Annotated in this window: 23 protein-coding genes and 1 tRNA gene; 9 read left to right on the forward strand and 15 right to left on the reverse strand. The window is 47.5% G+C overall.

All coding sequences use genetic code 11. The features are described 5' to 3' along the window. Entirely contained in the window at nt 1-720 is a 720-nt protein-coding gene (locus EA392_09160) for a DUF1684 domain-containing protein (GenBank protein ID TVR38633.1), read from the reverse strand. 14 nt (nt 721-734) lie between these two features. Here EA392_09160 and EA392_09165 point away from each other — a divergent pair, with 14 nt between their 5' ends. From EA392_09165 to EA392_09175, 3 genes are all read left to right on the forward strand, one after another. Further along, nucleotides 735-1,529, forward strand: a complete 795-nt coding sequence (locus EA392_09165; GenBank protein ID TVR38634.1) for a hypothetical protein — start codon at nt 735-737, stop codon at nt 1,527-1,529. A gap of 494 nt (nt 1,530-2,023) precedes the next feature. Continuing rightward, nucleotides 2,024-2,371: a DUF1883 domain-containing protein gene (locus EA392_09170; protein TVR38635.1), complete on the forward strand. Its 348-nt coding sequence runs from the start codon at nt 2,024-2,026 to the stop codon at nt 2,369-2,371. Further along, a complete protein-coding gene (locus tag EA392_09175) occupies nt 2,372-3,241 on the forward strand; it encodes a peptidylprolyl isomerase (GenBank protein TVR38636.1) in 870 nt (289 codons plus the stop codon). It begins immediately after the preceding gene. Here EA392_09175 and EA392_09180 read toward each other — a convergent pair. After that, nucleotides 3,228-3,752 carry an N-acetyltransferase gene (locus EA392_09180; GenBank protein ID TVR38637.1) on the reverse strand — a complete coding sequence of 175 codons (525 nt, stop codon included), beginning with the start codon at nt 3,750-3,752 and terminating at the stop codon, nt 3,228-3,230. The two genes, EA392_09175 and EA392_09180, sit on opposite strands and share 14 nt — an antisense overlap. Continuing rightward, the gene (locus EA392_09185) at nt 3,749-4,135 is read right to left on the reverse strand and encodes a DUF1987 domain-containing protein (GenBank protein ID TVR38638.1); all 387 of its coding nucleotides are present in this window, start codon (nt 4,133-4,135) and stop codon (nt 3,749-3,751) included. The genes EA392_09180 and EA392_09185 overlap by 4 nt, the downstream gene beginning before the upstream one ends. A gap of 157 nt (nt 4,136-4,292) precedes the next feature. Here EA392_09185 and EA392_09190 point away from each other — a divergent pair, with 157 nt between their 5' ends. Both EA392_09190 and EA392_09195 read left to right on the forward strand, forming a co-directional pair. Continuing rightward, nucleotides 4,293-4,679, forward strand: a complete 387-nt coding sequence (locus EA392_09190) for a hypothetical protein (GenBank protein TVR38639.1) — start codon at nt 4,293-4,295, stop codon at nt 4,677-4,679. After that, a complete protein-coding gene (locus EA392_09195; GenBank protein TVR38640.1) occupies nt 4,661-5,122 on the forward strand; it encodes a PaaI family thioesterase in 462 nt (153 codons plus the stop codon). The genes EA392_09190 and EA392_09195 overlap by 19 nt, the downstream gene beginning before the upstream one ends. On the opposite strand, the gene EA392_09200 is transcribed toward EA392_09195, so the two are convergent. Both EA392_09200 and crtI read right to left on the reverse strand, forming a co-directional pair. Continuing rightward, nucleotides 5,112-5,750, reverse strand: a complete 639-nt coding sequence (locus EA392_09200; GenBank protein ID TVR38641.1) for a carotenoid biosynthesis protein — start codon at nt 5,748-5,750, stop codon at nt 5,112-5,114. The genes EA392_09195 and EA392_09200 overlap by 11 nt on opposite strands. Then, the gene (gene crtI / locus EA392_09205) at nt 5,747-7,204 is read right to left on the reverse strand and encodes a phytoene desaturase (protein ID TVR38642.1); all 1,458 of its coding nucleotides are present in this window, start codon (nt 7,202-7,204) and stop codon (nt 5,747-5,749) included. The genes EA392_09200 and crtI overlap by 4 nt, the downstream gene beginning before the upstream one ends. A 68-nt stretch (nt 7,205-7,272) precedes the next feature. On the opposite strand from crtI, the gene EA392_09210 reads away from it, so the two are divergent. Together EA392_09210 and EA392_09215 are read left to right on the forward strand one after the other, a co-directional pair. Next, nucleotides 7,273-7,998: a spheroidene monooxygenase gene (locus EA392_09210; protein ID TVR38643.1), complete on the forward strand. Its 726-nt coding sequence runs from the start codon at nt 7,273-7,275 to the stop codon at nt 7,996-7,998. A 98-nt stretch (nt 7,999-8,096) separates the two neighbouring features. After that, nucleotides 8,097-8,480 carry a DNA primase gene (locus EA392_09215; GenBank protein TVR38644.1) on the forward strand — a complete coding sequence of 128 codons (384 nt, stop codon included), beginning with the start codon at nt 8,097-8,099 and terminating at the stop codon, nt 8,478-8,480. A gap of 5 nt (nt 8,481-8,485) precedes the next feature. Here EA392_09215 and EA392_09220 read toward each other — a convergent pair whose 3' ends face one another. From EA392_09220 to EA392_09245, 6 genes are all read right to left on the reverse strand, one after another. Next, nucleotides 8,486-8,863, reverse strand: a complete 378-nt coding sequence (locus EA392_09220; GenBank protein TVR38645.1) for a hypothetical protein — start codon at nt 8,861-8,863, stop codon at nt 8,486-8,488. A 5-nt stretch (nt 8,864-8,868) separates the two neighbouring features. Then, nucleotides 8,869-9,678 (reverse strand): inositol monophosphatase, encoded by an 810-nt coding sequence (locus EA392_09225; protein TVR38646.1) that lies wholly within the window; start codon nt 9,676-9,678, stop codon nt 8,869-8,871. After that, nucleotides 9,678-11,000, reverse strand: a complete 1,323-nt coding sequence (gene mtaB / locus EA392_09230; protein ID TVR38647.1) for a tRNA (N(6)-L-threonylcarbamoyladenosine(37)-C(2))-methylthiotransferase MtaB — start codon at nt 10,998-11,000, stop codon at nt 9,678-9,680. Before mtaB ends, EA392_09225 begins: the two co-directional genes overlap by 1 nt. Nucleotides 11,001-11,057: 57 nt before the next feature. Further along, nucleotides 11,058-12,125 (reverse strand): DUF4421 domain-containing protein, encoded by a 1,068-nt coding sequence (locus tag EA392_09235; GenBank protein TVR38648.1) that lies wholly within the window; start codon nt 12,123-12,125, stop codon nt 11,058-11,060. Nucleotides 12,126-12,577: 452 nt separating this feature from the next. After that, nucleotides 12,578-12,653 (reverse strand) — tRNA-Lys (locus tag EA392_09240). Between the two features lie 104 nt (nt 12,654-12,757). Continuing rightward, nucleotides 12,758-13,981 carry a hypothetical protein gene (locus EA392_09245; protein TVR38649.1) on the reverse strand — a complete coding sequence of 408 codons (1,224 nt, stop codon included), beginning with the start codon at nt 13,979-13,981 and terminating at the stop codon, nt 12,758-12,760. A 16-nt stretch (nt 13,982-13,997) separates the two neighbouring features. Between EA392_09245 and EA392_09250 the strand changes: the two genes are divergently transcribed. After that, a complete protein-coding gene (locus EA392_09250; GenBank protein ID TVR38650.1) occupies nt 13,998-14,486 on the forward strand; it encodes a shikimate kinase in 489 nt (162 codons plus the stop codon). A 5-nt stretch (nt 14,487-14,491) separates the two neighbouring features. Here the strand turns inward: EA392_09250 and EA392_09255 are convergent, their stop codons facing one another. The 4 genes from EA392_09255 to EA392_09270 form a co-directional block, all read right to left on the reverse strand. Beyond that, the gene (locus EA392_09255; protein ID TVR38651.1) at nt 14,492-14,998 is read right to left on the reverse strand and encodes a phosphoribosyltransferase; all 507 of its coding nucleotides are present in this window, start codon (nt 14,996-14,998) and stop codon (nt 14,492-14,494) included. A 34-nt stretch (nt 14,999-15,032) separates the two neighbouring features. Further along, nucleotides 15,033-15,635, reverse strand: a complete 603-nt coding sequence (locus EA392_09260) for a methyltransferase domain-containing protein (GenBank protein ID TVR38652.1) — start codon at nt 15,633-15,635, stop codon at nt 15,033-15,035. Between the two features lies 1 nt (nt 15,636). After that, a complete protein-coding gene (locus EA392_09265; GenBank protein TVR38653.1) occupies nt 15,637-16,458 on the reverse strand; it encodes a universal stress protein in 822 nt (273 codons plus the stop codon). A 70-nt stretch (nt 16,459-16,528) separates the two neighbouring features. Then, nucleotides 16,529-16,714: a hypothetical protein gene (locus EA392_09270; protein ID TVR38654.1), complete on the reverse strand. Its 186-nt coding sequence runs from the start codon at nt 16,712-16,714 to the stop codon at nt 16,529-16,531. A gap of 154 nt (nt 16,715-16,868) precedes the next feature. On the opposite strand from EA392_09270, the gene EA392_09275 reads away from it, so the two are divergent. Beyond that, complete coding sequence (locus EA392_09275) at nt 16,869-19,319, forward strand: HAD family hydrolase (protein ID TVR38655.1); 2,451 nt, start codon at nt 16,869-16,871, stop codon at nt 19,317-19,319. Nucleotides 19,320-19,359: the final 40 nt, after the last annotated feature.

Below are 19,359 nucleotides of genomic sequence, written 5' to 3' on the forward strand. Positions count from 1 at the left end.
TTACTTCTTCGTTTCCATGAGCTTTATTCCTGCACAGACCTCTACGGGTAAATGATTTTCGCGCGGGGGAATGGGGCAACTGTAGCGCGGGTTATACGCACAATACGGGTGGTAGCTCTGATTAAAGTCCAGTATCCAGACAGAGTCACCAGATGGTTGAACATCCATGTATCGACCTCCCCCATAGGTGCTCTCACCATTGCTCAAATCTGTAAAGGGTAGAAAAAGAGGGATGTCCGAGCGTTTTTGAAGCGCCGGGGCAATTGACATATTTCTATACACCTTCAGGGAGCAAGGTTCGCCTTTTAACTCAAAATGCAGTATTCCCTCTACGCGATAACGGGCAATGCGCTCGGTTGTAGTAGGCATTTCAACTATTTCGGTTGAATCTGAGGGCTCAAACCGGGCATTTACAACGAAGGCAGTGTCGGGCTCAAAGTAGGGCAGACCCGAAAATTCTGCGAGGCTTTCTTCGCTGAGCGGAGAAGTTTCAGGGTTAAAAAAAACACTGTCTTTCAGCGCCCTGAATGCCAATTGCCGCTCTTCGAAATCCGATGGTTGAGCATTGGTTGTTGAGGCAAGGAGCACCCCTGAAAAGCAGCTAATCAAGCAGATATTTGAAAATAAACGGTAGGTCATGATGAAGGCAAGTTTAACATTTTCAGACGTTCGATGGGCGGGAATTTTCCGGCCGTTTTGCGGAATTCGTCTATCTTGCACACAGAAATCGAGCCATGGAGATTGCACGCGAATTAAAAGACACCAGTAACGCTTTGCGCGAATTCGTTGCCTCTGTGCTCGACCGTAATCTCGGGGTGGACTGGCTCATAGAATGCGGATTGCCCGAAGAGCGAATCGAGGCATGGCGAAGAAAAAAAGCGGGAGCTGAGGCCCAGGTAATGCCTATGGCCGGTGCGGAACATCCCATTTTCTTTGCACCACTTGAGGATATTGCAGAGCTGCTTAAAATTCACTGGGATACCGAATTTTATGCCGTGTTTGGCGACCTTGAAACCACAGTGGTTTTCATTCGCACGCTCGAGAAATACCTCGATCCGGACATGGCGCGCCGCGAGTTGTTTATTTTTCAGAAACACCTTGTGCTGGGCGTAAGCGGTGAGTTGCGGGCGCGTATTATTGCGTACCGGAGTATGTTGGAAGTGGGAAAGGAGGGCTTCCCCAGGATTGAGAGCGTAAAAGACAGTTTTGGAAATTTGTGGACGGTGGGAAAACCCATGCGCATCAAAACCAACTCCACCCTCAGGGTGGGAGACGTTGTAGAATACATCATCACCGCTTCCGACCCTGAGCAAGAGCCTCTGCAATACCGTATTTTGGGCTACAAGTGGGAGAGCAGTAACATCCTCCGACTTGTAATCGACGAGAAAATGGTTGGCAAAGACGGAAAGGTCAACCTTACCATTCGCAGCAATCGTAAATTTCACGCCTATCCGCTGGGATACGACGACCGGGTGGTCTTTGAGTACCAGATACTGCCACGTGAATTATCCTTCGCCAAAAAAACTTAATTACGCATCAATTACACATTAGTCCAAACAACAAGTAACCTTTTGGCACGTTTCTTCGTCATAGTAGTAGTGCCGAAAGCATCCGAAGTGATGTAGATTGTATCCTGATTCGCAACCAGAAAAACTTGAGTCGGCACCTTAAGCCCACCCCCGCGGTGGGCTTTTGCTTTCTATCATTCGGCGTCTTTACCACTCCTTGGTCAAATAGAACCGCTGCTCGTTTTCGAAGTACCGAAGCCACAATGGTTACACAGCACTTCAAAAAATATTTGCACCTTTGTACCGTTGGTTAATACAATTGGTTGGTTAACGCAAAAGCTTCACGAAATGTGAAAAACGCATAGGATGTGTTTACCTTTTGCAGAATCCGGGTCGCCCATCCCAAAGTGGCGACTCGGATTTTTTGTAGGTGCTCTCTCCCGGTAAATCAGATTTTTTTGGAGAAGTCATATTTTTTTTGTAACTTCAAACCATATCACTAATCACTTACCGCCATGAAAATCTTACGTCAAAAAATCTACGGAAAGCGCAAGCAGCTTATCAAAGTTCACATCGACAAGCCGGCTGTAGTTAAGTTTTTTACCCCGGAAGCTTTTTCAAGGTATAAAAGGGGCTTTACCCACGACTATTGGGGAGGATTTACCGAAGAATCACCGGCAGTTTTTGAAGTCCCGAAAAAAGGAGTGTACATTGCAGTGGTTGAGAAAGGTACTTTTACTAACCCGATTGAAGTAACAGCAAGGGTGGAGTTGACGCCTCCTGAATTTGACTACCTTAATGGAGTTCCGGAGAATGAAACCCACTCCAAACTTGAAGCAGAATACGACGATACACTGGAGTAAATGAATCTGATAACGAAACAAAACTCCCGCCCGAACGGCGGGTTTTTTTTATGGCCTTGGGGGGCAATACAGTTCTTGTCATTGCTAGTGGTGGCTGCTGTGCTCACGGCCTGTGGTGATAGTGATCAGCAACAACCTGAATCCCTCGATAAAGCTACAGAGCAGGATCATTTGCCACCTGAATCGGTAGAAAATGCCAAGACAGCAGAAGAAAAGAGAGCGTTTCCTGTTCTGAAGCAGGCCAACCACGAAAAATTCCTGCGAAAATTTTGGGAAGAAAACCCCGAACGAGTCGTGAGGATTACAACCAACCTCGGCGAAATTGATATTCGGCTTTTTGAGGAAACCCCCATTCACAGCGCCAGTTTTTTGATGTTATCAAAAAGGAATTATTTCAAAGAGACTCTTTTCACCCGCGTAGTACCCGGTTTCATTATCCAGGCAGGAAGCAGCGATCGAGAAGAGCTTTACCTGAAGCGCGTTTTGATAGGATCCTATGCGCCCGATCCCGAATTTAAGCCGCACCTGATCCATCGGCGTGGAGCTTTGTCTGCCGCGAGACCCTACGAAAAGAACCCCGAAAAGCGCTCATCAGAATACGACTTTTTTATCGTGGTGGGCCGAACTTTCGACGAGCCGCAATTGATGGCTTTGGAACGTGATCACGATAAATCGTTTTCAGAAGAGCACCGCAAAATCTATCAAACAGAAGGCGGGGCGCCCCATCTGGACGGTGAGCATACCGTTTTTGGTGAAGTTGTTAGCGGGATGGACGTGGTGGATAAGATAAGCCAGGTGCCGACTGACCAGAGGGAATGGCCACGCGAAGATGTGGAAATCCTGAAAGTTGAAGTGCTCAATGAGCCGTGAAGCGCCGCTTGATTCTGAAAAGTTTAATCATTTCCGAATCCGGGTTGATTTGCTCAAACCCCACGCGAAGCAAAATTCGGATTGATGCCTCGTTTTCACGTTTAACCTGTGCTTCAATGCCTTCAAATCCAAGTTGGGTAAAGCCAAATTGAACAAGGGTTTCCACCGTTTCTGTGCCCAGACCTTTCCGCCAATGCAGTGGAGCAAGACGATAACTCAACTCGGGCAGCACCCTATGCTCGGGTGGATGAAAACCGGCCAAACCAATGAGTGCTCCGGATTCGCGATCCTTGAGAAGCCATTGACCGTAACCAAGATGGTGGTGGTTTTCCAGTTCTTTAAGCAGGTAGCTGGCCGTTTCTGAAGGTGAGCCCCAGCCCGAATAGCACAGGTGCCTGGTAAATGCGTAGTCCTGATGCAACCCAAACAACCATAAGGCCAAATCCGGATCAGGAGGCAAAAAGGAAATGCGCCTACTTGCGGGTAATGATGGATTAGAAACGCTACTCAAAAGCTGTCAATCGCTACAAAATTCATCGGAACTTCAACAATGCTCTGATAATCCTGGCCTGCTTCCAACATGTCGTCATCGTCTTCCTCGTACACCCAGTTGATGGTGAGTTGGGTTTTACCGCTCTGGTGCAAGCGGTTCATTTTTTTGAATACTTCCAGCAGGACTTTGGCGCTACTCGTATTGAAATACTCCAGTGCTACATTCAATTCTGTTTCTTTGGCCGGGTTCTCAATGTATTGATCCAACCAATCGTGCATGGGTTGAAAAAACTTAAACGAGTCTTCAGGAACAGATTTACCTTTTAACTCGAGCTTGCCGCCGACCCCGTCAAAATGGATGGCCGGAGTTTTTTCGGTTTCCTGGGTAGTGTAGGTGCTCATGTAAGGGTATTTTGCGAACGAATGTAATGCATTTAACCCAATTGCCGGTCGGTGAGAATAGCTCTTTGATGCAACCTAAAGTTTGTGGATGGGCCAGAGAAAATTTGATTCTTTACCGAAATATGGTCAAATTCACACCCGATTGTGGTTTTGTGAGATGAGTGCAAAAAGAAAACGGGAAACAGAAGTATGCGAAATCTGGCTCGATGAAAAGGGCTGGATTCATACCTGTTTTAAGTCCGGTGCCGAGGTGGAAGTGAAACACATGCAAGAAATTGATCAACATTTGTCGGTACTTTCTGCCGGAAAACCATTTAAAAATGTGGTTGACCTCCGAAATAAGCATGTGTCGTTTGATCCCGCCGCACGAAAGTATGCTGCAAAGTCGGAAATAACCAGATTCATCAATGGTTCTGCTATTGTGTTCAATACTTTACCTGCTCGGATGGTGGTCAATTTCTTTCTTAAATTCGATAAACCGGCCTATCCGGTAAAGGCTTTCAGTGATATGGCAAAGGCCGAAGAATGGTTAAAAAAGCTTTGACAATGCACGATTTACTGAAGATATACAACAAGGTTAATGCCTTTGGGCGGATGATGGGGATGGAGCTGGAGGTTATCCGTCCAGGAGAGGTGCAGTACACCATGTCCGTTACCGATTTACATTTGTCGAATCCGCTAGCTGCTCATGGTGGAGCTGTTTCAGCTTTAATGGACGGGATATTGGGCGTTTCGGCTTTGTCTTTATCAGTGGAAAGCGGAAGACTTGTTTCTACAGTAGAGTTCAAAATCAATTACTTTAGGCCGGTAAAACCGGGAATGATTCTGGTGGGGAGGGGCAAAGTGGATTTCGAAGGTAAACGACTCATTTCCGCTTCGGGCACTATTCACGACAAAGAATCGGGAGTGCTTCTCTGCACTGGCTCAGGAACGTTTAACCAGTACCCTGCTGATAGTATTGGCTTTGGAACGACGGCTAAACCGTAAAATTCAGCACCCCGAAGAAAACGATTTGCATAAGCAATAAAACCAAGGCTAGTGGATTTGCCTTGTTCTTCACAACGCTCAGGTACACCCCGAAAAAGATGAAGGCGGTTATAAGCCAGCCCAAATAGTTGTGAGTAGGAACCGTGGTTTGGTGCCAGTGCCAGAAATCATAGGCTATTGCCACCGGTTCAATGAGATAATCAATCCCAACCAAAGCCATTGCACCCAACATAGCCTTGATAACAAATGGTGTTTTGATTCGTGAAATCAACGCAGCCACCGCAACCACCAACATCATCCAGTTTACGCCAATTATAGGAGGAGTACCACCTATTTTAGGTCCCAAAGCACGGTCGTAGCTGTATTCTCCAAAAATGACCCCGGTTTGTATGCCGATCAGTTCAATCAAATAACCCGCAGCCATCAACCCAACAACTGCGAACCAAAATGTTTTGTTTTTATCCTCTTGATTGGCCAGCAATAGTCCCGCAGAAAGCAGCAGATGTATTGGGGTGAGGGAAATAAACAACTCCTGCCAGGGCGATACAAATCCAATCATCCCCACCAGATGTGTGACCACAACAATGAGAATGGAAATTTGGAGGAAACTGGGTTTAATATGCTTCATTTAATCAGGTCTGCTACAATCTTTCCGGACAGCAAACATAGCGGAATTCCGCCGCCGGGATGCACACTTCCGCCGCAAAAATACAAGCCTTTTACGCGTTGACTGAAGTTGGGATGCCTGATAAACGAATTGAACAGCCCATTGGAGCTGGCTCCATAAAGCGAACCCTGATAAGAGGAAGTTCTCATTTCAATGCGTCGGGGATCTAGAAAGTCCTCTGCTTCAATCAATGGCTCAATGTCTTCACCCAGTTCTTTACTCAAACGACTGATGACATTTTTGCGCGTGCGGGCTATGATTTCGTCCCAGTTTTGCCCGGTATTGTGCGGTGCGTTCACCAAGATATACCAGTTCATGCAGCCGGGAGGCGCATCATAGGACTCGAGCACAGACGATATGTGGAGATATACGGTTGGATCATCACTGATATTCTTGACCTCGTTCAAAAAGCGGAACTCTTCGCGGTAGTTGTCGGAAAAAAAGATGTTTTGCAACCCGAGATTGTCAAAATTCTTGCGAATACCCCAGTAAAAGATGACGGCGGAGGTGGAGCGGTCTTGCCGAAGAGTGCGCTCCGGAGCCGGCTGGTTGGGCATGAGCCTGCGATAGGTTGGCACTACATCCATGTTGCTCACCACCCGATCAAAAAGCCGGTTTTCACCGTGTACGCGTACGCCCATGGCTGTGTTTTGTTCAATGAGAATTTGTTCTACCGGAGAATTAAATTCAAAAGCTACTCCCAACTCACGGGCGAGTTTTTCAGTGCTGCGGCTAATACTGGCCATGCCGCCCTCAGGAAAAAACGTGCCTATGCTCATTTCCAGGTGGGGAATGATATTAAGCACTCCCGGAGCAATGTATGGATTGGAACCGTTGTAAGTAGCAAACCTGTTGAACAACTGAACCAGCTTGGGGTGCCCCAGCCGATCTTCATTGGCCCTGTTCATGGTTTTGGTGAGCTCTAACTTGTGAATCTGCAGAAACGACCGGAAGGTATCAAAGCTAAGATACGTTCGGAGCTTGTGAAGGGAGTTCTTCATAAACAGATCAGCGGTAAGATTGAACAGGCGTTCGCTGTGGGCCAGGTAGTCGCGCACTTTTTTTTTGGGCACACCGAGTACCTTTTCACACTCCTGTGCAAACCTCTCGGGATTGTCATAAGCGATAAAGTGTGTGCCATCCGGATAGAAATATCGGCACGATTCGCCCACGCGTTTGTACCTGAAGTAATCATCGGGGTTTTTTCCGGCATCGGTAAAGAGATCCGTTACGTTTTCGGGCATGGTAAAGAGCGAAGGCCCCGCGTCAAAGCGATATCCGCCCACGACAATATCCGTAAGCTTTCCACCGGCATAGCTGTTGGCCTCAAAAACGGTTACTTCATGTCCGTTGAGGCGGAGGCGGATTGCTGCTCCAAGTCCTCCAATTCCTGCACCGATTACCGCAATTTTCAACTTTCAGGTAGTTGGGTTGTAATCACAATACAATATTAGAATAGTTTTGTGCGCTCACCTTTGAAAAAATGACTGAATTTTCCTCCGATCAGGTAGTAACTGTATCTTTTTTTCGCTACCGTGGCCTTAACAAGATGTGGGGCATGAAACAGATGTACAGTGCCCGCGCACCCATGCGCAAAATGACAGGTTTGGAGTTTTTCAAGCCTCTCGGAACGGGAAGTGGATACGGATACAGCATCTGGCCCGACTTCAGTGTGTATGGCATGCTTGGCGTATGGTGCGATGAAGAGGCTGCTGAGGCATACATCCAAAGCGCACTTATGGCTGAATTTAAAGCGCACAGTGTGGAACAGTTTACGGTTTTTCTCAGACCCCTCAGTTCGCGCGGATCGTGGAGTGGGTTTAGCCAGTGGCGAATTGCTTCGCCGGACCCAAACAACAGGTTGATAGCTGCCCTGACCCGAGCCACGCTCAAGCCTCATTTCTTGTTCAGGTTCTGGAAAATGGTTCCCAGAGTTAGTCGCGAACACGAAGATTACCTGGGATTGATTTTTACCAAAGGGATAGGAGAGATACCGCTGATGGAGCAGGCTACTTTCAGCATTTGGGAGAACAAAGAGCAAATGGAATCATTCGCCATGCGAACTTTTCATGGAGAGGCTGTTCACGTTACGCGCGAGCGAGACGGATTTAAGGAAGAAATGTTTACCCGTTTACAGCCGTACAAATCGTTGGGAACATGGAAATCCGGTTCACCGCTCAACGAATATCTAAAGCCTCAAAATCATTGATATCATAAATTTCTTGGTCTCGTTCGCGCATCATTCGTTTCATTTATTAGTTTCGTCCCCTAACACAATACTGGCTACACTCAAACTCTGCGGTAGGCATGAAACGGATTATAAAGGACTACAAAAACATCACTCCGGAGCTTCTGGATATTCTCAATGATCGTTATCCTGAAGGAATTGACGAGGACGACCTGATTACTTTTTCCAATCATTTGGGCGAACTGGTCAAAGCAGTTGAAATTCGCTACGAGGACGATATCTACCTCATCAAGGTCAGTAAGCAGCTCGCTGCCAAAATGGATGAGGCCATGGAGGACGACGATTCTGATGACGACGATGATGATATGGATGATTTCGATACAGATGATTCAGACATCGCGGATGATGTAGATGATTTCGACGACGATGATGACGATACCGAAGAATCTCCACGCCGCCGGTCAGAAGAGGATGACGATGATGATGATGAGGACGATCTGTGATTGTTCTATTCGTTGAGGTATTCCTCTAAGTCCTCAATGAACTGCTGATTGCTTTTTGTATCCTTTGACCTGCCCAAAAGGGAATCAAGCATTAAATCTGCCTTGTAGCTGCCAATTCGTGATGCCTTGTTGAGGTCACGTAAAGCGCGTTTGTTCTGGTTAATTTTCAGTAATACCTTGGCCCGAAGAATATACATGTCAGGGTTTCGCTTCGTAGACATGATGCTGGTGTTGAGGTACTTCAAAGCTTCATCATAGCGCTCCTCAGCGTAGGCCTCTTTGGCAAGTTCGTATTGGTGTTCAGCACCTTTAAGAATCTGTACGTCTTGTGCGTTTGTGGATAAAACCAAGCATGTGCCGATTAAAATCAGGAAAATCCTCATGGCATTTAAGTTACAAAATGTTTGCCAACTATGGATTGAATTTCGCGAAAAGCCGCCGGTGAGGCAGCTATAATTTCGCGACCAAATACCGGTTTTCCGTCATTTCTGAAATCGTCCACCATCCCTCCGGCACAGCGCACGATGCACGTACCGGCTGCAACGTCCCAGGGGTTGAGACCTACCTCGTAAAAACCGTCGAAGCGTCCTGCCGCAACATAACACATATCTAAAGCAGCCGATCCCATTCGTCTGATTCCGCGCGTGCGCACCGTAAGCTCACCTATAGTTTTAAGATTGGCTTCCAATGTTTTCACAGAATCGTATGGGAATCCTGTTACAATGAACAACGATTCCAAAGGTGCTTCAGGTGATACGCTGATTACAGAGTCATTACAGAGTGCTTGACCGCCTTTCACCGCATGGTACATTTCATTATGTTCAGGGGCGTAGATGACTCCCAAAATGGGATCTTCGTTTTTTACCAATGCAACGCTCGTACAGTAAAAAGGAATGCTGTGCATGAAATTGGTGGTGCCATCAAGCGGGTCAACCACCCAATTCAGTCCACTTTCAGAGGGTGTGCCGGTTCCTTCTTCGGCGATGAAGCCCGCTTCAGGCAATATCTTTTGCAGCGCTGAAACCAGCATTTGCTCAGCTTGTTGATCAACGTGGCTAACAAGGTCGTTAAAGCCTTTTTGCTGAATCATGTCGCGGTGAAACAGAGATTGCTGCTCTTTCAGAAAGGCACCTGTCTGCCTGCTGATGAAGGCTACCTCAGCTGCCAGTTCTTCCAGTTCATGAGTGGTGAAATTCATCAGAAAAGCGGTTCAGCAATTTTGGTTAAAACCTCACTTTCAACCCAGCCGTCTGCCCGAAGTTTTTGAAGCTCTACCTTTTGCAGGGTGTTTACCAACTCCGGATTGTAGGGTATCCCAACTTTCACGTAATTCTCTGTAAAACCAAACATAACACCTTCCGCAGTGTCTGATTCTACAAGAACCGTAGCGGTTTTTCGCAGTTGCTCCTGGTAAAAACTGCGTTTCTTTTTGTGCGAAAGCGAGCGCAGAGCCTTGCTGCGGGTGGTGCGCACCTCCATCGGAACCACGCCATCCATGCGCACAGCCGTTGTATTGTCTCTTTCAGAATAACTGAAAACATGCAGGTAATGCACATTCAGCGAATGAAGAAAAGAATAGGTGCCGTCAAAGTGCGTGTCGGTTTCACCCGGAAAACCAACAATCACATCCACACCAATACAAGCATCCGGCATTTTCTGAAGAATGTGCTCTACACGGTTGCGGTATAATTCGGTACGGTATCGTCGGCGCATTCGCATAAGAATATCATCGCTTCCTGACTGCAAGGGAATATGAAAATGGGGTACAAATTTGTTCGAAGCGGATACAAAATCAATGATTTCATCGGTCAATAGATTGGGCTCAATGGATGAAATTCTGAAACGCTCTATTCCTTCAATTTTGTCAAGCTCCCTGATCAGGCCTAAAAAGTTTTCGTCTGAGCCATGTCCAAAGTCTCCGATGTTTACGCCGGTGAGCACCACCTCTTTGGCACCGCTTTGAGCCACCTTCCGGGCTTCATGGACGGTCTGCTGAATGCTCGCGCTCCGGCTCACACCTCGAGCCAGCGGAATGGTACAGAAAGCGCAAAAGTAGTTGCACCCGTCCTGCACTTTTAGAAAAGTTCGGGTTCGGTCGCTGCGGCTCCACGCCGGGTGAAAGTCGCGGGTTTCCTTGATGGGAGCATTGAAAATCCTTGCCGCAGATTCTTTTTCGGTTTTCTGTAAATGCTCCAGAACCTTAAACTTTTCTTCGGCCCCCAAAACGAGTGATACTCCCGGAATGGAGGCAATCTCTTGGGGTTTGAGCTGGGCGTAGCAGCCAATCACAATCACCTGCGCATCGGGGTTGTTGCGCAATGCACGTTTCACCTCGTACCGACATTTTTTATCGGCATTGTCGGTCACCGAGCATGTGTTGATGACGTAGTAATTGGCCGGTTCGTCGAAAGATACGCGGGCATAACCGGCCTCGGTAAAGGCGTGGGCAATGGCCGATGTCTCCGAAAAATTCAGCTTACATCCTAGGGTGTGAAATGCAACGGTGCCGAGGTGATTCATAAGGCCCGCAAAGGTACGAAATACTGAATGTGCGCTAAAAGCTTGCCCTTACACTCGTTATAAATCCTTCCCGATTCGGTATCCAAAGAACAACTTCATCTTGAGAGGCGCATAGTCAATACGGGTTTCCTCGCCGGCCCGTACCAGAAAGTTGTCGTATATGAGGTTGAAGATGAGGTAAAACCGCTTTGCGTTATAGCCTACGGCGTTGCGCGTAAACAGACGCATGTTGAAACGCGTATCCTCAATGTCATCAAATTCAGGGTGATTTACCTCTGCCAGCGTGGCATTGAGCATAAGCAGGGGCGCACCGGAAAGCGTAATGAAAAAATTGCGCGGTAATACAAATGTGTGTGCATAGCCAATGCCTGTTCCGGTAGACAGGTTCGCCACTTGGGTGATGTGCGCTTGTCGGTCGAGACCATTGCCAAATTCGTGGCGTACAAGGGCAGAGTCTGCGGATAGACCGTAAAGCCCGGCAAATCCGTGTAGCGTGACGCTCCCTGCGCTTTTGCGTTGAATCACGTCACCTAGAAAAGACGCCTGAAACGAAAACTGATCGTGGTTGAGTACATACAAATACGAAAGGGCGAGGTCAATGGAGGAGATATCCGACCGCATGGAGAGGGCACTTTGCGGTGGATTGCCATCAAAAACAGTGTTTGCGTTTGCAAGGTCGTAGCCCTCGTAGTACTGAAGTGTGAGGTCAAAAACGTGTTTCTTGCCGTAGAGGGTGCTCAGCAAGTCGAATTTGGTGGTGGGGTTATCGCCCCGGTAACGCATGGAGGCGGGTATTACAAAACCAAGGTCGAGCGCCAATATCTTGTATGTAAACCCCAAACCAATACCCAAACCGTTGTTGGGGCGGAAAATCAACGGTTGACCCACATCGCGGTTGCGAACCTGAAGGTCGGTTGTTTTGATGATGTTGTAGGCCCGGATAGAGAGGTACTGACGCATGGGTAACACGTAGGAGCTGTCTTGAGGAGAAGAACTTAAGGGTGTCCATGGTGTGTTGGCCACGCTTTGGTTAACGTCATAAAGCAGGAAGACGCCAATTGCCGCAAGAGCCATTTTCCATCGCAGTGCCGCCCGGATTTTTTCTTTGAAACTCACCACCTTCATCGTGGCGCAAAATTAACACATTGGTGACGTTGGTGCTAAACCCGGTTTTCCGGACAGAATTATAACATATAATCGGCGATGCATATGGAATACCTCCGACCGCATGAGCAAGTGAATAAAAAAAGCCCCAACTTTCGATGAGGCTTTTTGTTGTGATCCCGCTGGGGCTTACCGATATGTGTTTTCAGCCGCTCGTTACTCGCGTGAAAACATCATCGGCATAAACTTCTCGCCCCGCTGTATCATGGATGTATTCACATGTTTGAATAAAAAAAGCCCCAACTTTCGATGAGGCTTTTTGTTGTGATCCCGCTGGGGCTTACCGATATGTGTTTTCAGCCGCTCGTTACTCGCGTGAAAACATCATCGGCATAAACTTCTCGCCCCGCTGTATCATGGATGTATTCACATGTTTGAATAAAAAAAGCCCCAACTTTCGATGAGGCTTTTTGTTGTGATCCCGCTGGGGCTCGAACCCAGGACCCACGCCTTAAAAGGGCGTTGCTCTACCAACTGAGCTACGGAATCAATACTGATTTTTTCGGAGTGCAAATATACAGGCTATTTTGATTTAAAAAATGTTGCCCTTGTAAAACTTTGGTCTAAATTTGTAACCAGCATCAAATCAGTAGTTACTCAACCATTGGTGCCCGCTTAAAAGGTGCGCTGCGGTCAAAAAGATAGCGCATAGTAGCCAGAGTTCTGAAGCGACGTCCGCCGAGATTTTCGCAAACGCGCAACATTTTCGGATTGAAGTCGCCAATCCAGGTGAGTATGGTTTCGCTGTATCTGCGTTTGGCAACCACCACATGGTCTTCGGCCCATTTAATCATAGCCCCTTCAATGCCTTTGCCCTGATATTCGCGCACCACCCCGAAAACAATTCCTACCATCGTTTCAGGCGGATTCAGATTTTGATAGAGCAAAAATTTAATCTTGCCCCATAGGTTGAGGTTTCCGTTTACGTACCTGAAAATTTCGTTGAGCTCGGGTATGTTAATGTAAAACGCAATGGGCTGATTGTCATAATACACAAAGATTACCACGTCGCGATCTACGATGGGCTTGAGGGCTTTGATGGTTTTTCGTGCTGTTTCAATGGCCATGGGTTTAAAGTGCTCATGGCCACCCCATGCGCCGTTGTACACGGTCATAAAATCCTGGGATACCTGCTCCCAGCTTTTTCCTTGAATGTTGGTGATTTTGTACTTCGGATCAAAGGCCATCTGATTGTACTTGCGCACAAAAATGGGCTGGGCCGGAATAAACAAGTCGCGCTTATATACGTACTGCTCAAAGTACAAGCCAAAGCCGTAATTCTCGAAAAGCGTCCTGTAATAAGGCGGGTTGTAGTTCATTCCGTAGCTGCTGGGGTCGGTGAAGTTGTGAATTAGGAGTCCCCAAAACTGGTTGCGCTCTCCGAAATTAATGGGGCCGTCCATGGCTTCAATGCCTCGTTTGGCCAACCAATCTCGCGAGGAATCAAAAAGCATGTTTGCAGCTTCTTGGTTGTCAATACATTCAAAAAAACCAATTCCTCCGGTGGGCTGGTCAAAATTGTTGACTGTTTTGGGGTTAACGAAAGCGGCAATGCGACCAATGGGCAGCCCCTTTTTGTTTTTGAGTAAGAATCGCACGGCTGCTCCTTCCATGAAAAGCTTGTTGCGTTTAGGGTCAAAAATCTTCTCGATATCCTGCTTTAAATGAGGAATCCAGTTGGGGTCGTTGGCGTAAATGTGTTCGGCAACACGGTGAAAATCGCGAACATCAGCGCTGCTCTCAACAACTTGAATCTGCATACAGTCCGTTTTCGTGCGAAAGTAAGGATATTTCAACACCTTTACACCCGTGAACATCTACCTCACAGGCTATATGGCAAGCGGTAAAAGTACCGTAGGAAGAGCCCTCGCGGCCCGGCTCGGAATCGATTTTTGCGATCTTGATGATTTATTCGTGCAACGCACCGGCCAACAGATAGCGGACTACTTTGCGACGGCGGGCGAGGCGTCTTTCAGGGAAAAAGAATCGGAACTGCTTACCGAAGTCTCGGCGCGAACGAATTTCGTTGTTTCTACCGGAGGAGGAACTCCGTGCAGAGAGCAGAATCTTAAAACGATGCTCAACTCAGGAAGGGTATTTTTTCTGGATGTGCCTGCCGATGAGCTGTCTCGAAGACTTCTTCCTGAGAAAATGCTTCGGCCGTTGATTCGGAATGTGAAAAACGAGGAGCTGGAATTATTCGTGCAAAGCCACCTTGAGGAGCGCTGGTATTACTACAACCAAGCACATTTTAAGGTAATGGCAAACCAACCGCCTGATAAAGTTGTGGATGCCATTGTTGAATTGCTCACCAAACGATAGCGGTCTTATTCAATCCAGGCTTGCTCCTTGCCAGGGGTAAGGTCAACGGTGATATGGTCTTGCATGGTGGTGCTGAGTGTCAAACCAACGAAGTCGGCTTTGATGGGGAATTTTCGGTGCCTGCGGTCCACCAGAGCTACTGTGGTGAGTTTGGCAAGCGGTTGTTTCAGTACTTCGCCCACCGCGTATATTAAGGTGCGACCTGAGTTGAGCACGTCATCTGCTATTATGACCGAGCGTTTGGACCAGTCCAACACTTTACCTTCAAAACGGTAATCTCCGTTAAGGGGCTTTTTCTTGTCCATCACAAGTTTTACCAAATGCACTTTGATGTTACTGTTGGCTTCCACCACCTTCCCTATTCTGCCGGCGAGCATCCATCCCTGCGAAGCAATGCCTATCAGCACAACCTCTTTTTCGTTGTAGTTGAACTCAATAATCTGATGAGCGATGCGTTCAATTTTCCGTTGAATTTGCACTGCATCCAAAACCGAAACCTGTTGCTCTTTCATATAGGCAGTTTGGCCAAAGGTAGCAATTAGGGCTTCAATCCTTTTTTTCGAGAAGGATGAAAAGCTCTCTTTCAGCGCGGGGTTGAATGGAGTTGTAACAGCGCTCAAGTACCAACACTTTAAACAGTGGTTCAAAATAGCTGCGGTATTCTTCTTCGTGACCCCCGTAAGGTGGATGCTCAGTGTTCAGGGCATCGTCAAACAGCACACCCATTAATCGGCCACCGGGCTTTAGCACGCGGTGCATGTGTTCGGCGTACTTCTGACGTAAGTCAGGATGAAGCGCACAGAAAAAAGTTTGCTCCACCACCAAATCGTACTGCTCGCGGTGTTCAAAAAAGTTACCTTCTATGAGATGTTCCGGCGGAAAGTCGGGAACGCGCGACAATATATTCTGTAATGCACTGGGAGCTAAGTCAATAACCCAAACATTTGTGAAGCCGTTACGGTGCAGGTATTCAGCTTCGTAGGCGTTACCTGCACCGGGTATAAGAATACGTATGTGCTTATCGGTAAGCTGGTCGAAATAGGCTTTAAGCGGAGTTGAGCAGTATCCAATATCCCAACCTGTTTGATTGTTTTTGTACCGGTCTTCCCAGTACTTCGCATCGAGCAATTCTTCGGGTGTTAGTGCCATATTAATGCAACACCAATAGTGGTATTTTCGTTTTGATGGCTGTTTCAAGGGTAGGTGATTTCCTGAAGACCTTGCTTCCCCATGGATATTCGTGCTTTATCATCACCACCGTATCACACTCTGTTTGATCCAGGTGTTTTAGGAGCGCTTTGGTAACGTCTTCTCTTACAGCGAGAATAAACTGGTGTTTCAATTCGCCCAAAACCGCATTAATGTCTTTGCGTGCCTTGGCTCCTTCCTGTTGCAATTCTTCCATGTATTCAGGATCGGGGGAGAAATGTACCACATCAACCTGAGCGTTGAACACCCTGCTGAGTTGGCACAGTGGTTTGAGAATCTCCGCATAGTTGAGATCACTCAAGTCAGACGCAAAACAAAAACGGGTTAAGGGTGCAAAAGTCCATTTCTCCGGAATCAGCCAAACAGGCACATTGGAGCCTTCAATCGTGTCAACGGCCACGCTGCCAAACAATTTGTTGCTAAATCCAGAGCGACCGGTTTTTCCCATCACAATTAAATCAATGCGCTCCATGCCCACCGTTTTGTGAATCATCTCGGGAACGTCACCTTTAACGGCTTTCAAACTTGTCTGAACTCCCGGACAGTACTCCTTTACTTCCACAAGTTCCTGGTCGAGGTCTTGTAACGCGTGCTGTTCTAGCTGAGAACTTAAATCGCGCAATACACTTTGACCGCTGGACGGCTTGTCATACACATAGAGAAGCAATACCTCACCACCAATTTCCCGCGCTAATTTGAGAGCCGCAATCAGTGCGTTGCGGGCGTTTTCCGAAAAATCGGTAGGAACAAGAATGCGTTTCATGCCTTTGAAAAGTGTTTTGTAAGCCTGAGCCGTAAGAGAGCAGGCGAGCGGTGTGCCTTTAGTCGTTTTATCAATGCTCTGCAGTGGACTTGCTTTCTGACACGAGCACAAAGGCTCCGAGCAGACCGATAACAGTTAGCACAAACATAAATACGTTAAAGGCATCACTGTTATCGCTGTTATTCAGAAACGACCAGCGAAAGGGGCCAAGTAATGTGATGGTGCAAACGATGAGTGCAATGAGTTTGTTTTTCATGTCGGGTAGTGTTTATTCGCCAAAATTCGGCATTCTGATTTTACGTCGATAAGACTTTGGTCAGCAAAAAAACTAATTTTAATCATATTTAGGGCTGAGGAGAGTCAGCATCTGCTTTTTTCCACCGCCTTACTTTTGGGTTTCCCTTAGAACGATGGACTCAACCCGCAAAAAACGACAACAAAAAAATTGCTTTCACTGCGGAGATACCTTTGCGGGAAGAGCTATTGAAATGGATGACAGGCAGTTTTGTTGTCAGGGCTGCGCTACTGTGTATGAGCTGCTCTCCGAAAACGGCATGGATGCCTTTTACACCCTTGAGGATCGCCCCGGGGTAAGGGTGGAGGCTTTGGATAGAGATCGTTACGCTTTTCTTGATTTGCCTGAAGTTGCGCAGAGACTGTTGCAGTTTGAAGAAGGCAAACATGCTCGTGTAACGCTTCGATTGCCAGCCATTCATTGTAGCTCCTGTATTTGGCTGCTTGAGAATCTGCACAGAATCAATCCGGCCGTGATTTCCTCCGGAGTACATTTTACCCGAAAGCAGGCTTCCATTCTGTTTAACAAAGAACAAGTTACGCTTAGGCAGGTTGTGGAATTGCTCGTTAAACTGGGCTATCCTCCTGAAATCAACCTTTCTACATTTGAGCAGAAAGATGCGCGGCCTTCCCGAAAATGGGTCATAAAAATTGGTGTTGCCGGGTTTTGCTTCGGAAACATCATGCTGCTGAGCCTGCCCGAGTATCTCGGAATGGGAGAGGGTTATGAATCCTATGCCATGTTTTTCGGTGCATTGAATATCCTGCTGGCGCTGCCGGTATTTTTTTATGCTGCTACCGATTACTATCGCTCTGCCTGGGCAAGTTTGCGCAGCGGACAGGTAAACATAGACGTGCCCATCACCCTGGGGATTTTCGCGCTTTTCGGGCGTTCGCTGTATGAAATTCTCAGTCAAACCGGTGCAGGTTACATGGATTCGCTTGCAGGCCTTTTGTTTTTCCTGCTCATCGGAAAATGGTTTCAGGAAAAAACCTATCAAAGCCTTGCTTTTGATCGCAACTACGAATCTTATTTTCCGGTGGCAGCCCGGGTGGTTAAAGACAATCGCGAGGAACAGGTGCCTCTGAAAGACCTCAAACCGGGTATGGAAATCATCGTGCGCAACCGCGAATTGATACCTGCAGACTCTTTGCTGGTCTCCGATCGCGCCAGTATTGACTTCAGTTTTGTGACGGGAGAATCTCAGCCTGTTCAGAAAAATTCGGGTGATTTGATTTATGCGGGTGGACGCCAATCAGGAACCGCCATCAGGTTGAGAATAGAAAAACCGGTAGATCAGAGTTACCTCACCGACCTTTGGAACCAACAGGTTTTCCGTAAAGCCGATGCCAACCCAACGGTTGCTCTTATTAACAAAGTAAGCCGCTATTTTACCATGGTTGTGCTGTTGATTGCCGCACTTGGTGGATTGTATTGGATATTAACCGAGCCATCGCGTTGGGCGCAGGTTGTTACGGCCGTATTGATTGTGGCCTGTCCATGCGCACTGGCACTGGCTGCACCGTTCAGTTTTGGTCATACTTTGCGGGCCATGGGCAGAAATGCTCTGTATTTGCGAAATTCCGAAACCGTTGAAACCATGGCCGCTGTAACCGACATCGTGTTTGACAAAACAGGTACACTCACGCGCAATGATCGCTACGAGTTGGAATTCATTGGTGCCGGGCTCACCAAATTTCAAGAACAGCTTATCAGTTCTTTGGTTTCGCAATCATCGCACCCACTGAGCCGCGTCATTGATGAATACCTGGATTGTGACCCGGAGTATGAGCCCATTCGCTACAAGGAAGTGGCAGGTGCCGGTTTGCAGGGTATGTTTGGCGATGAGTGGGTGGTTGTTGGCTCAGAACAATTTGTTACCGGTGATGTGCTCGATAGAGACGGAGCCACCAGGGTGTTCGTGAAAATTGGCGGTAAGCTACTTGGGTACTTTCTATTCGAGGCCGGTTATCGCTCGTCTTTTCAGCATGTGCTCGAAGACCTTTCAAAAAATTACCGCCTTCACCTGCTGTCCGGTGATGGCGACAGAGAGCGATTTAAACTCTCTGCGTGGTTTGATGAAGAGCAACTGCATTTTTCGCAAACCCCTTTCGATAAACTGGCTTATGTAGAAAAGCTGCAGCGCGATGGACGGGTGGTCATGATGTTGGGCGATGGACTGAATGATAGCGGCGCATTGCAAGCCGCCAACGTGGGTATTTCCATTGCTGACAACGTATATGACTTTACGCCGGCATGCGATGCCATTTTCGACGGAAGGGAGTTTGGTAAACTACCCGGCTTGCTGTTTTTGGCGCGGGGCGGAATGAAAACCGTACGCGCCTCCATGGTGCTGTCGTTTTTCTACAATGTGATTGGTTTGAGTTTCGCATTAAGCGGAATGTTGTCACCTTTGGTAGCAGCCATTCTTATGCCCGTGAGCTCAATTTCAGTGGTGGTATTGGCCACATTGTCTGTGAACAACAGAGCGTCGAAGGCCTTGGGCGAGCCGGGAATGTTTAAGGCGATCATCTCAAAACCTGACCAAAATCAGCAAATTCTGTGAGTTCGGTCATGTTTTTTCATCGAAAGCTGCTGCTTTTTTG

The sequence above is a fragment of the Cryomorphaceae bacterium genome (genome assembly GCA_007695365.1).
In the GTDB taxonomy this organism is placed as follows: domain Bacteria; phylum Bacteroidota; class Bacteroidia; order Flavobacteriales_D; family SKUL01; genus SKUL01.